We start from the raw sequence: 14,136 nt of genomic DNA on the forward strand, positions 1-14,136 counted from the left end.
ATAAAGCCCTCACATAGTGAGGGCTTTTTTATTATATTAGAACTTTGAGATTAAATAGTGCAAAAGTAAAAAGCTATATTAAATATTAACTCATTGGAAACAGAAAAGCCCTCACATTTGCGAGGGCTTTTTATTTTAGCTTTTCTTAAAATATTTCCAAGGCACTACCAGCATACCAAAACATTCACCATCTGCTTTACCTGTGTGCTTATGGTGCATTTTATGTGCCCGGCGCACCGCCTTTGCATACCGGTTGTTGGCATTCCTGAATATTTTAAACCTTTGGTGTATAAAAATATCATGCACAAAAAAGTAAGCTATACCGTAGGCCAGTATCCCCAAACCAATGGCAAGCCCAATTTGCAGTATATCATTTTTCCATAAAAGGAAAAAGCCGATACTTACCAGCGCATAAAAAATAAAAAAAGCATCGTTACGCTCAAACCAGGAATCATGATCTTTCCGGTGATGGTCCCTGTGCAGGCTCCATAAAAAACCATGCATTACATATTTATGGGTAAACCACGCCATAAATTCCATAATGCCGAAGGTTAATAAAAATACTATTATATATATCCACCACTCCATATTAAATAATATTAAAACGATAATTAAAATAGCATTGTGCCAGCAGGCCTAATTTTTCATAATCAGGAACCCTTATACGGGTTGATTTAATTTTTACAGGAGGCGTGTTTTTTAATTTTTGCAATAATTTTTTATAATATACATAAGCCGTATATACCCCAAATTTAGCTTCGGGTGGTAATTTAATGATACCTTTAAAGCCCTCGTTAAGATCGGCTTCAATTTCACTTATAATAGCTGCTTTCGTGGCATCATCAATTTCACTTAAATTCAGTGAGGGAAAATAATTCCTTTCCAATTCCTCAGTGTCGGCTTTCAGGTCGCGTAAAAAGTTTACTTTTTGGAATGCCGAACCCAGCCTCATGGCAGGCATTTTTAGTTCCTCATACTTTTTGTCATCGTTGCCTGTAAATACTTTAAGGCACATTAGCCCGACCACATCGGCCGAGCCGTAAATGTACTCATTATATTCCTGAACGGTATTATAAACACTTTTATGTAAGTCCATTTTCATACTTTTCATAAAAGCATCAATCAGGTTTTGGGGGATATTATATTTGTTTACGGTATGCTGGAAGGCATTCAGCACTGGGTTTAAACTTATTTTTTCTTTAAGGGCAGTTTTAAGGTCTTCTTCAAGGAGGGCAAAAAGTTTTTCTTTGTCATAGTCATGAAAAGTATCCACAATTTCATCTGCAAGGCGAACAAAACCATAAATATTGTAAATATCCTGGCGTATGCTTGGTGACAGCATTTTTACTGCAGATGAAAATGATGTGCTGTATGCACGGGTTATATTTTTACTGCACTGGCAGGAAATGAGGTCAAAAATTGCTTTCATACAGTAACTTGGTTTAAAGTTGGTTTAGGTTGCTTTGCGGTATATTTTTCTATCAGTCCCGCTGCCAGTTTTCCTGAGATTAGTGCTGGTGGCACACCAGGGCCGGGCACGGTAAGTTGTCCGGTAAAGTAAAGGTTGTTTACTTTTGCACTTTTAAGTTTAGGCCTTAAAAATGCTGTCTGAAATAAGGTGTTGGCAAGCCCGTAAGCATTGCCTTTATAGGAGTTGTACTCTTTTACAAAGTCATTTACGCAGAATGACTCTTTAAATAATATATGCTCTTTTACATCCTGATTTGTCAGCTTCTCAAGGCGGGTAATAATTTTTTCAAAATATTTTTCCCTTAATTCAGGTGTATCCTCAATACCCGGTGCCAGTGGTATAAGAAAAATAGCAGCCTCTTTTCCTTCAGGTGCTGCTTCTGCATCTGTTTTAGATGGGAAACTGGCATAAAATAAAGGTTCCTCAGGCCATTTAGGGTTATCATATATATCTTTTGCATGGATATCAAAATCAGTATCAAAAAACAATGTATGATGCTCAACATTATCCAGCTTTTTATCAATACCTACATAGAAAAGAAGTGAGGAAGGTGCAAATGTTTTTTTATCCCAGTATTTTTCGGAATAGGCCCTGTAGCTGCTATCCAACAGTGTTTCGGTATGGTGGTAATCAGCCCCGCTTACAACAGTATCGGCAGGTATAAACTCATTATTAATGGTAATGCCTGTTACCGAGCCATTTTCAACATTAATTTTTTGCACGGCAGCGTTGGTAACTATTTTTACACCAAGTTCGCGAGCCAGTTTTTCTATTCCTTGTATAACGCTGTACATGCCGCCTTCAGGATGCCACGTGCCAAGCCCAAAGTCGGCATAATTCATAAAACTGTAAAAAGAAGGCGTGTCCGATGGTTTTGCACCAAGGAATAATACAGGAAATTCTAATACCTGCACAAGTTTTTTATTGGTAAATTTTTTCCTTACATCTGATGAGATGTTGCCAACAAACTGATTCAGCTTTTTTATTGTTTTAAGTGTAACCAGTTCCAAAGGCGACTCACCCGGCCTGTACACAAGGTCTTTTATGGCTACATCATAATTTTCCTTTGCATCGCCAATAAATTTTTTTAGTGATTTTCCGCTGCCTTGCTCAATAGCTTCAAAAGTGCTTTCTATATCGTTAAGGTTGTCTTTAATGTCAACAAAACTGCTGTCTTCAAAATAAACCCTGTAGGCTGGTGACAGCTTTTTCAGGTTGTAGTAGTCTTCAGGCTTTTTACCAAAATCGGCAAAAAAGCGTTCAAAAACATCAGGCATCCAATACCATGTAGGGCCAATATCAAACGTAAAATTATTTTTATGAAGTTGCCTGGCCCTGCCGCCTATGGTTGCATTTTTTTCATATATAGTAACATTATGCCCCTGCTTTGCCAGGTAGCAAGATGCAGCCAAAGATGAAAAACCAGACCCTATTATGATTGTTTTTGTATCCATTGTTTAACAAAAATAGAAAAATAATAAACAAAAAAACCTAAACGTTTGTTAATTAAAAGATATCGGTAAAATCCTTAATACTACTATATATCCTGATTTTATTGTTTACTATACTTTTATTAAGATATTGCGAATTGTGCCCAAATATGTAAAGGTTCGTAGTTTCGTCTAAAAGTTCATTCTTTAAAGTGTTAATATAATCATTTATTTCTTCCATTCCCGGTTCAACGGTGCAATATGTTATAAATGTTATATCATCAAAATAATTTTTTACATCTTTCAGGTTGTCAATAGGTACACTTTCACCTAAATAAATGCAACGGAAACCATTTAGTGCTAATTCATAATTAAGGAACATCAGTCCTAATTCATGTATTTCATTTTCAGGTAAATACAATACAAATATCCTGTCGTTTTTGTAAGATGGCTGCAATAGCAGCTTTTCAATATTTGATGCGAGCTTTTGTTTTATAAGGAAACTTATAAAATGTTCATGAGCAGGAGTTATAGTATTGGTTTGCCATAAATAGCCTATTTCATCAAGGAGGGGAATAAAGAATTCGTAAAAAATTTCACGGAAAGACTTTTCCTGTAGTAAACTGTTATAGGTGTTGAGGAACAACGACTGGTCAAAATTCATCATGGCCAGTTTAAAGTTGTTTAATACATGGTTGTTAAGGCTTTTATTAGAAAGCACTTCCTTTACAAGTACAGGTATTTTTTCCTGCGGCATTTTTGCCAGTGCAGAAATTTTATATCCAAAAGAATTTAGTGTTGATATATTAAGTAATTTTTGGAGGCTGGCTACATCATAAAAACGTATGTTGGTGTCTGTGCGCATAGGTTCCAGTATTTTATATCTCTTTTCCCATATGCGTATTGTGTGCGCTTTGATGCCTGTAAGGTTTTCAAGGTCGCGTATATTGAAGGTGTTTTTTATATTGTTCATCTTTTTTTATAAATTATTAAACAAATTTAATTAATTTATTTTAAACTAATTACATATTAAATATTTTTTATGTATGTAATGTTACCAAAGGATTTTGGTATTGTTATAAATGCTAATGCCCTCATAACTAAAGTTTTTTTTACCGAAATAAAGTGTACATTTGCACCTTCAAAAAAATTGATATGGCATCTATCAGAAACATCGCTATTATTGCACACGTTGACCACGGAAAGACTACGCTGGTTGACAAGATTATGTACCATTGCCAGTTATTCCGTGAAAACGAAAACACAGGCGACCTTATATTGGATAACAATGATTTGGAGCGTGAAAGAGGTATTACCATTACTTCAAAAAACGTTTCGGTTACCTATAAAGGCACAAAAATTAATATTATAGATACTCCCGGGCACGCCGACTTTGGCGGTGAGGTTGAGCGTGTGCTAAACATGGCAGACGGTGTTTTGCTGCTTGTGGATGCTTTTGAAGGGCCCATGCCGCAAACACGTTTTGTACTGCAAAAAGCTATTGACCTTGGCCTGAAGCCATGCGTGGTTATAAATAAGGTAGATAAGGAAAACTGTACTCCTGAAGAAGTACATGAAAAAGTTTTTGACCTTATGTTTGAGCTTGGTGCTGAAGAATGGCAGCTTGATTTCCCAACTGTTTATGGTTCGGCGAAACAAAACTGGATGAGCACCGACTGGAAGCAAAAAACTGATAATATAGAGCCATTGCTTGACATGGTGCTGGAGCACATACCTGCACCAAAGGTATCTGAAGGTACACCGCAGATGCTTATTACATCACTTGACTTTTCCAGCTTTACCGGGCGTATTGCCATAGGCAGGCTGCAAAGGGGTGTTTTGCGCGAAGGCATGAATATTTCCCTTGTTAAGCGTGATGGTAAAATAATGAAAAGCAGGATAAAAGAGCTTCATACTTTTGAAGGGCTTGGCCGTAAAAAAGTAGATGAGGTTGTTGCCGGCGATATTTGTGCTCTTGTTGGGCTTGAAGGTTTTGAAATTGGTGACACCGTTGCCGATTTTGAAAACCCTGAAGCTTTGGCAACTATAGCAATTGACGAGCCTACAATGAGTATGCTTTTCACCATTAACGATTCACCATTCTTTGGTAAGGAAGGTAAGTTTGTTACTTCAAGGCACATAAAAGACAGGCTTACAAAAGAGCTTGAAAAAAACCTTGCATTGCGTGTAAATGAAACGGAAAGTGCTGATAAATTTATGGTATTTGGCCGTGGCGTACTTCACCTATCTGTACTTATTGAAACCATGAGGCGTGAAGGCTATGAATTACAGATTGGCCAGCCGCAGGTTATTATAAAAGAGATTGATGGTGTTAAATGCGAACCCGTGGAAGAGCTTACCATAGACCTTCCTGAAAACCTTTCGGGGCGTGCAGTGGAGTTTGTAACTATACGCAAAGGGGAGATGCTTAGCATGGAACCTAAAGGCGACCGAATGATTATTAAATTCCATATTCCTTCACGTGGTATAATCGGCTTGAGGAACCAGCTGCTAACAGCAACTGCCGGTGAGGCAATCATGTCGCACCGCTTTCTGGAATACCAGCCATTTAAAGGCGAAATACCGGGACGTATAAACGGTTCCCTTATTTCTATGGAAAATGGTAAGGCAATACCTTATTCTATTGACAAGCTGCAGGAGCGTGGTAAATTCTTTGTTGACCCTAACGAAGATATTTATGAAGGACAGGTTATTGGTGAAAACAGCCGTGGCGACGATATGGTTGTAAATGTTACCAAAACCAAGAAACTTACTAACGTACGCTCATCTGGCGCTGACGATAAGGCAAGGATTATTCCTGCCATTAAGTTTTCGCTTGAAGAAGCACTGGAATACATTCAGAAAGACGAATATGTAGAGGTTACACCAAAAAGCCTTCGCCTTCGTAAAATTTACCTGAATGAAAACGACAGAAAGCGTTTTAAAATAGCATAATGACAATAAAAAAAGCCCTGTATCAACAGGGCTTTTTTTATATTTTATACTTTAAATTGAAGCTTACCTTAAAAGGCTGAAATGCCCTTTCACTATCCTGCCGTTATCCAGTTCAACAACATACCAGTAGTCGGTAGCGGGCAGTTTAGTACCATCAAATGTGCCATCCCAACCTGTTCCGGTTGGGTCTATGTCAGCAAGTAGTTTGCCAAAGCGGTCAAATACCCTTATTTTGCTCTGCTGGTAAAAGAAAGGATTTATCCCTATAACTCTCCAGCTATCATTAATCCCGTCGCCATTGGGTGTAAAAAACTTAGGTATTAAGAGTACTGATATTTGTTGTTCAGCCACGCCGCACTCATCAGTATTATAAACATATACAGTGTGGATGCCGGGTGCAACATTTTCAAAAAGGTTGGACTCCTGCCACGGGCCGTTTGGCGCGTCAATGCTGTAAAGATAGGTGCTTACTGTATTGGCAGGTGCAGATGCATATATTGTAACCGTACTGTTATCCCGCAGGTCTCTTATTTCAACATCATCAATTATTGCAATATCCGAAGCTTTTACAGTTATTGTTTTTGTGCTGCTGCAGTTATTAGCATTGGTTATTGTTACTGTATAAATACCGGGTTCGTTCACCCAGATAGTTTGGCTTGTTTCGTTGGAGGGAGACCATAAGTAAGTATAGCCCGTTCCCTGCACGCCGGCATTTAGTGGTATATAATCTTTTGTACTAAGGCATACTATTGCTTCTTCCTCAGGCTGTACAGCGGGTGTTTCAAGGGCTGTTATAGTAAAAGTGGTCAGCGCATAACATTCCGGGTGATTTTTATGGTGCACCCGCGCATATATATCCTGTTGGTTTAAAGTAGTATTATTATAAGGGCTATTTAAAGGCCTTATATTATCGTTAGCATCTGCAGCAGATGCAAAATACCTTACCAAATAGTTATTACTGTTTTGTGTACCCAGTATATCAGCCGTATTTAAATCAAGGTTAAAAGCAGCGACTCCGTCATTATCATTATCACACTCGGCAAGGTTTTGCGCGGGGTTAGCAACAGGGTAAGGCACAATGGTAATATCAGCACTTGCAGTACTTACGTCTGTCATTTTTGTAACTGTGGCTACAACAGTATAGGTACCGGGAGTTGCATAGGTATGGGAAGGGGTATTGCTTACAGAGGTGGCACTGCCATCTCCAAAATCCCATACCACACTGTCAAAAGTACCATTTACATTTAGCTGAAACTGCGTAACATCACCAAAGCAGGTATTCTCGGCTTTAATGGAAGCCGAAAAGAGCGAAGTAATAAATGGCGGCAGCCCGAATATGGATCTCATTCCCGGGCCCAGTGGCACGGCCGCAATACGATAATCGCAAAGTGAACCATCTGCTTCGGGGTTCTCTATAACATCCAGTGCCGTGCCACCGTTTATGGAACGGTATATTTTTTTATTTGGCCCCAACTGTAAAGCTCCGGAATTGATGAAACCCGATGAAATGGCTACACCGGATGCCTCTATATTACTTGCAAGTAAATCGTATTGATAAACGCCTTCAATTCCTGTAAGGCCCCTGTCATAAGATACATAAAGCTTTTTAACTTCAGCAGAAAATTCAAGGCCGTAAGGAACTGTATTTTCACTCACAGTAACCATGTTGCTTATTATTCCTGTTGCATCATCAAAATCATAAAGGTAAACACCCCCGTTACTCTCTACCTGGCCTGTTAATGTACCTTTTTGGTTATGGGCTATTGCCAGTTTCTTGCCATCGGGCGAAGCCTTTAAGTAACCTATGGAATTTCTCCTGTAACCAGAAGTGGGTACCGTAGGGGCTATCTGTGTTATTACAGGTGTTGTATTAACGCCCGTAGCATCTATAAGAAAGGCATAAAACTTGTCTATAAAATGTGTAATAACCCAAAAGCCGGTTCCCGTACTATTTTTTACTGCAGTTATTTTTTCAGAACATTTGTATTTATCCTGTTGAATATCGGTAGGATCATAGGTAAGTAAATGCACATTTCGTGTAGTTACATCTCCAATGCTGCCATTACTTCCGGTAACTGAAAGGTCTACTATGGAATAATTAAGCCCGTTATTAAAGCCGTCGTCTTCATCAAAAGGCACACCTGTATTCCGATTGGGGTATGTAGCGGCATTGTCATGATGCGGCTCATCAACTGTTATAATATAATATATATCAGGGTTTCCCTTTTTTGGCACTATTATACCGGATTGGGTACTTGATGGGTCGCCCAGCAAACCTGTTCCTGCGTTATAGTTGGCATTGGGCATTATAACACTGTTTCTGTCCCATACATTGCGCCCGTCAGTATAAAAAAGCAGGTTACCATCTTTATCAGAAATAGAGCTGCAGCCTTCGTTAGTGTTCATTTCGCTGCCCTGTAACACTGCAACTGAACCATCAGGTAGAAACTGTAATCCTGCAAACTGGCCAAAAAACCAGTTGTTGGCTTCTCCCTGCGCAAACCCAACTGCGGTAATAAATAAAAAAATAATATATATCGGGATTTTTTTCATTTCATATGTACAACGCAAGTAAAAATAACTTATTATCTTATCATGGCAAAATGCCCTTTTATTATCCTGCCATTTTCCAATTGAAGTGTAAACCAATAATCGGTGGCAGGTAGTGAGGCACCATTAAAATTACCATCCCATCCTTTATCCCTTCCTTTAAAACCGTACAGTACCTTACCATACCTGTCAAATATGGTAACTCTTGCATCAGGTTTCAGCCTTAGGTAAGGTATAGTCCAGTAATCATTTGCCCCATCACCGTTAGGTGTAAAAAAGGTTGGATAGTTTAATATTACAGCATCCCTGCTGACAGTTTTACAACCCGTTTTTGCTTTTATATATACAGTGTATGGGCCGGGTTCCAAATTGCCGAAAAAAGAGGTGTCGGTATAAATATTTCCATCCAGTGAAAATTGATAATTTTCAGGGTCAGGCATTTCTACTGATATGGAATTATTATTATCAGTAAAATCCTTAATCCTTAAATCAAAATCAATGTCAGGCAATGGAATTATATTAAGTGTAAACGTTTTAATATCATGTCCGTAACAGCCGCTTATGTTTTCAAGCCGTGCCCATATGGTTTGTTGTGGTGATGTGTTGCGGTAAGGGCTGCTTAACGGATTTGTTTTATTCCGGGCATCGGTTACAGAGGCATAATAAGTAACCTGTGTATTGGGCATGCCATTGCGTACAGCATCATCATTTGATGCTATATCAAACAAACGGGTACCATTCTCATACAAATCGCAAAGTTCTAAATCCTGCGGTTGTCCTGCTGTTACAGGGTTAACAACTTCTATGGAAAAAGGCGCTATTGAAAAGCATCCCGTTAATGTATTGGTTAACCTCATAAACAGGTTTTGCCGTTGCGATGTATTAATGTAAGCAGCAGGATTTGTTATAGGATTAATACCCGTAAGGGCATCATTCTGAAAGTCATGGTAAGTAGCCACTACATTAGGCTGGCCTTGTAAAATCCTTGCCTCATCCGTGGTTAAATTAAATTCTACTTTTCCATCATCAACAGCGTCATCATCACAAGTTGACTGACTAAGTGCTTCTATGTTAGGTATGTTGAATAACGGTGCATCCTGGAAAACCGCAGTGCCTGTCCATTCCAATACAAAGTTACTTCCTCCTATGGGCCTGTCTATTACAAGAAAATACGTTTCATTATCCAGTACGTTAAGCCATTGTATATAATTATTGCCAAATGCGCCAGGCCCTTCAGAAACATCCGTTTCAGTACCGTTCATGCCTGTCCAGTTATTTGCAGCCCCCGAAGCTGCCGGATTGGTGGTAGAGCAGCGTATAGCACGGCCTATGCTGCCGCAAGTAACATTGGGCCCATATATAAAAAAGTCAAAATCTACATTAATGTCAGTATTTTTTGGTTTTAAAGTAAAGCCTAAAGTACCTCCTGTTTTTATGGATATTTTTAACCACAAGCTATTGTTTTCCTGGCTTTGGCAATCGTTTGTGTTTTGCAGTTCCTGCGTGCCGAAACCAACAGCGTTCAGTCCTTCATAAGCCATATTGCCGCACACGGTTATTGCATCGCGGCAATCACTCTGGGCGGTTATTTTAAGGCTGCAAATAAGCAGAAGAAATAGTAAAAAATTTTTAGGCATTAGGGTATAAAGTATTCTGTTAGCGGAGCAATGAAAAATGCCCCTTAATTGTTTTATTGTCTAATTCAATTACAAACCAGTAATCGGTTGCGGGCAGGGTACGCCCGTTAAGCGTGCCATCCCATCCTGCGGATGCGCCTGAAAAACCTGTTATGGTTTTGCCGAAACGATCAAAAATAGTAACTACAGCATCTGCCCTTGTCCTTAAATAAGGTATGGTCCAGTAATCATTTTTGCCATCTCCGTTAGGTGAAAAATAACGTGGATAATCCAACACAAAAACAATATCTGTATAAACAGGGAGGCAATTGTTATCATCTTTTATATAAACAGTGTACCTCCCTGCATTTAAACCGCTGAAAACAGGGCTTTCCTGGTAATTGATTCCATCCAGTGAATATACATACCTGCCCGGGCCTTCAGGAACAACTGTAATAGAATTGTTGCTGGTAAAATCATTAATAGTAAAGTCGGCATTGGTAGCCGGCCCGGAGGGTAATACTATATATGTTTTGCTGGCAGTGCAGGTATTACTATTTTTAAAGCTGGCAGTATAAGTTCCCGGTTGCCTCACCCTTAACGTTTGCGAATAGGTTACCGGGGTGGTGTCCCATTCATAGTCCTGGAATCCGTTTCCGGCATCCAGTATTATAAAGCTATCGGTACACAGGTAAACGGTTTCATTGGTAAACCCGCTGCCAAAGGTATCGGCAATAAGTTCCAGTTCGGCAATACCGTAACAATCGCCTGCATTGTAAATGCGCGCATATACAGTTTGGCTTCCTGCAACATTATTGGTAAAATTATCTGGTGTTGGTATTGCATTTTCACCTGCCAGTGCTTCCTCACGTGTAATATAATATTCAAGTTGAAGCCCTGCCGGCAGTCCTTGCAGTATTTCCGCGTTTTTTTGCGTAAGGTCAAAATTATAGAAACCATCATCATCGGTATCGCATTCCAGCAAAGGGGAAGGGTTGCTTAATCCATTAACTGCCGTTGATAAAGTTACCATGCCTACAGCACTGCACCCATACCTGTTTTCTATAACAGCAAATATTTGCTGGTTTGGAGTGGTGTTTTGGAAATTAATCAGGTTTGTTATAGCATCAGTCCCGGTATTAGCATCGCTCACGGTCCTGTAATACCTAACTGTAAAGTCTGGGTCGCCACCTGTTAGCAAAGGGGTTGCCAGCGAAAGGTTAAAGCGGGTTAATCCATCACTATCATCATCGCACTGCAATAAAACCTGGCTTGATGTAACAGGTGCCGCTACATATTCCACTGTTATCCTGCCTTTTATAAAGCAGGTTGAATTAACCTGTACTTCAACAGTATATACACCCGGTGAGTTTACCTCAAATTCAGAAGGTATTGCGCCTGCTGCCTGTGGTACACCATCTTTAAACCACTGGTATCCTAAAGCGCCAGTATAGGCAGCATTAAGCGTAAGCTTTTCACCGTTGCATAACGGGTTGTTTGCAGCAATAAGCCTGTCAGGGCCCAAATCGGTAGTAGCATTAAAGCTCCCGCCACCTAAAAATATTGCCGAGTCATAAAGATTATTACCCTGGTCGGCAACTACAAGCTTTATGTGGTATTGCGTACCTGCCACTACATCCGATTCCGCTTTTAATATAACGGTTTGCCCGTTAAAGTTTGTAGGATGGTTTGTGCCGTTAAATCCTCCAAAATATTGTGCATTGGCTTCCGGGCATACTCCAGCCCCACGTACTGTATTTACCCTTACCGGAATATTAGTTCCCGGTACTATAGCAAGGTTTTTATAAGTACTGCTTCCCGCTTCCTTTAAAAGAAAGGCAAACCCATCGGTATAATTACACTGGTTGGGCGAATTGATACTGGTTAAATACTGTTCTGACGAAAACATATAGTCAAAACTAATATGGTTGGTAAGCGGTATAAAATCAAACTCCAGTACGGTGGCGTTAATAGTATTATTAACATTAAGCGCATCTTCAAGGTCGTTATCACCGCCCCACGCAGTGCTGCCCTCGCTGAGCAGTGAATTATTGGGCCCGGGAGACGAAGACGCAAACCCTGTGCTCAGTATAATCCCGTTATCAAACGGGAAATTTGATGTTCCTTTTGTAAAGTAACCGTAACTGACACTGCCCGACGAGCCCGACCATCCGTTAATAGAAACATTGGAAACCTGTGCACATGTGCCGCCTACCAAAGCATCAACAAGCTGTTGTGCAGTATAATTATCATTAACCTGTATATATTGCGCAAAAGCAACAGGTGTAAAAAGTAATGATAAAATAATATAAAAATAACGCCTTACATTCATAGCATCGGCAAAGATACTATAAATCCCGTTTTTTTAGTATGCGGTAAGACATTAATACAAAGAAAATTATCCAAAAAATTACTATAACGGTTTCATACCAATGGGTACCATAAAATTTTTGGTTAACTGTTCCTGCAACCTGGTTTTCAAGTGCTTTATACGCCTGAAACCTTGTAAACGGTTCTTTTACCAGGTTGCTCATGGCGTTAAGCGGGAAAAATTGCATTACAGTATCGGTAATTTCACCATCTTTTATAATTTTCCAACGTAATACTCCATAAATAATCCACTCTATTATAGCCCATAATATTACAAAACCAATGGCAAATGCCGAACGCTTTACCAGCATGCCCGCAAAAAGGCAGAAGGAGAAAAAGCCCAGCAGCTTTAGGAAATAAAAGAAAATATAACCTAAATTAGAGAATATTATTGACATTTCATTATAAGAGGAAAAACTCAGCCCCAGTATAAGCGACATAACAAACACAAAAAGTGCCGAGGCAAAGGCAAATACTGTTATTGTAAGGAATTTTGATTTAATAAATTCTTCCTTGCTAAGGCCGTCTATCAGGTTTTGCTTCAGCGTTCCATAAGTGTATTCATTCGCCATCATGGAAACCACTACCAATGCAAGGAAAAGTTTGAACAATGCTGCTATATAAGTATTAAAATGCCATATATAAGGGAAATTGAATATTCCCTGGTCGGCAAGGCGAAAATCAATACCTATAATTTTAAAATTGACAGAGGCAAGGAGTGCTATAAACGAAAGGAGCACAAAGTAACTGAGTATAAGTATTTTGCTGGCCCTGTTTTTCCACAGTTTTTGAAGTTCTATAGTAAGAAGACGTTTCATGTTAATGCTTGATTAATTGGTTTGTTTTGAGGTTAACTGAAGGAATTGCTCTTCAAGGCTGTATTTCCTTTTTACAAGATGACTAAGGCAAATGCCTTTTTCAAAAAGGTATTTGTTAAGTTCTCCTGCTTCTAAAGGCTGTGAAGGATAAAGCAGCAGTTTTCCATCCTGCTCCTCAATTTTTTCTGTGTAAGGGAATAATTGCAGTATTTCCCTAAGCTGCACACTATTTGGTGCCTGTAATTCAAAAAAGCCTTCGTTGGCTATCATGCCATTTACACTGCCGGTATATAGTACCACGCCCTTTTGCATTACAACTACATGGCTGCACACTTTTTCTACCTCATCCAGTAAGTGCGATGCCAGCAATATAGTTGTGCCGGTGGCAGCTATCTGCCGTATAATATCCCTTATCTGGCGTATGCCCTGCGGGTCTAAACCGTTGGTAGGTTCATCCAGTATAAGTATTTCGGGGTCATTAAGCAGGGCAGACGCAATGGCAAGGCGCTGCTTCATACCAAGTGAATAAGTCCTGAACTTGCTATCCTTCCTTTCAGAAAGCCCTACAAGCTCCAGTTTTTCATCAATTTTATTATAGGAAATACCTTTTATATTGCAAACCAGTTTCAGGTTTTGGTATGCAGTCATATAAGGGTAAAAGTTGGGGCGCTCTATTATTGCGCCTACTTTTTTAAGTGCCTGGTGTGTATCCATGCTGCCGCCAAACCAGGAATAAGAGCCGGAGGTTTTATTAACCACATTAAGTATAATACCTAAAGTTGTAGATTTTCCGCTGCCATTAGGCCCAAGTATGCCATAAACATTTCCTTTATTTATTTCGAACGAGGCATTTTTAACCGCATGGATTTTACCAAACCTTTTATCAAGGTTTTGTATAGTAAGAATGGTTTCCAAAATGTAATAAT

At 39.3% G+C, this 14,136-nt stretch carries 10 protein-coding genes; 1 reads left to right on the top strand and 9 read right to left on the bottom strand.

Annotated elements, in window-relative coordinates; genetic code table 11:
- Positions 1-135: 135 nt before the first annotated feature.
- Genes GSF09_RS06945 through GSF09_RS06960 form a run of 4 tightly spaced genes read right to left on the bottom strand, consistent with a single transcriptional unit; the run spans position 136 to position 3,874 of the window.
- Complete coding sequence (locus GSF09_RS06945; RefSeq protein ID WP_159800225.1) at positions 136-588, bottom strand: sterol desaturase family protein; 453 nt, start codon at positions 586-588, stop codon at positions 136-138.
- Position 589: 1 nt separating this feature from the next.
- Positions 590-1,429: a phytoene/squalene synthase family protein gene (locus tag GSF09_RS06950; protein ID WP_159800226.1), complete on the bottom strand. Its 840-nt coding sequence runs from the start codon at positions 1,427-1,429 to the stop codon at positions 590-592.
- Positions 1,426-2,925 carry an NAD(P)/FAD-dependent oxidoreductase gene (locus GSF09_RS06955; protein ID WP_159800227.1) on the bottom strand — a complete coding sequence of 500 codons (1,500 nt, stop codon included), beginning with the start codon at positions 2,923-2,925 and terminating at the stop codon, positions 1,426-1,428. The genes GSF09_RS06950 and GSF09_RS06955 overlap by 4 nt, the downstream gene beginning before the upstream one ends.
- Positions 2,926-2,977: 52 nt before the next feature.
- Positions 2,978-3,874: a MerR family transcriptional regulator gene (locus GSF09_RS06960; RefSeq protein WP_159800228.1), complete on the bottom strand. Its 897-nt coding sequence runs from the start codon at positions 3,872-3,874 to the stop codon at positions 2,978-2,980.
- Between the two features lie 182 nt (positions 3,875-4,056).
- On the opposite strand from GSF09_RS06960, the gene typA reads away from it, so the two are divergent.
- Entirely contained in the window at positions 4,057-5,856 is a 1,800-nt protein-coding gene (gene typA, locus GSF09_RS06965; RefSeq protein WP_159800229.1) for a translational GTPase TypA, read from the top strand.
- Positions 5,857-5,919: 63 nt separating this feature from the next.
- On the opposite strand, the gene GSF09_RS06970 is transcribed toward typA, so the two are convergent.
- Genes GSF09_RS06970 through GSF09_RS06990 form a run of 5 tightly spaced genes read right to left on the bottom strand, consistent with a single transcriptional unit; the run spans position 5,920 to position 14,125 of the window.
- Positions 5,920-8,409, bottom strand: a complete 2,490-nt coding sequence (locus GSF09_RS06970; RefSeq protein WP_159800230.1) for a T9SS type B sorting domain-containing protein — start codon at positions 8,407-8,409, stop codon at positions 5,920-5,922.
- 32 nt (positions 8,410-8,441) lie between these two features.
- A complete protein-coding gene (locus GSF09_RS06975) occupies positions 8,442-10,043 on the bottom strand; it encodes a T9SS type B sorting domain-containing protein (RefSeq protein WP_159800231.1) in 1,602 nt (533 codons plus the stop codon).
- Positions 10,044-10,062: 19 nt separating this feature from the next.
- Entirely contained in the window at positions 10,063-12,354 is a 2,292-nt protein-coding gene (locus GSF09_RS06980) for a T9SS type B sorting domain-containing protein (RefSeq protein WP_159800232.1), read from the bottom strand.
- Positions 12,355-12,370: 16 nt separating this feature from the next.
- Positions 12,371-13,210: an ABC transporter permease gene (locus GSF09_RS06985; protein ID WP_159800233.1), complete on the bottom strand. Its 840-nt coding sequence runs from the start codon at positions 13,208-13,210 to the stop codon at positions 12,371-12,373.
- A 12-nt stretch (positions 13,211-13,222) separates the two neighbouring features.
- Positions 13,223-14,125, bottom strand: coding sequence for an ABC transporter ATP-binding protein (locus tag GSF09_RS06990; RefSeq protein WP_159800234.1), 903 nt, complete (start codon positions 14,123-14,125; stop codon positions 13,223-13,225).
- Positions 14,126-14,136: the final 11 nt, after the last annotated feature.

Origin of the sequence: Flavobacterium sp. MK4S-17, from assembly GCF_009848495.1 — a bacterium.
In the GTDB taxonomy this organism is placed as follows: domain Bacteria; phylum Bacteroidota; class Bacteroidia; order Flavobacteriales; family Flavobacteriaceae; genus Flavobacterium.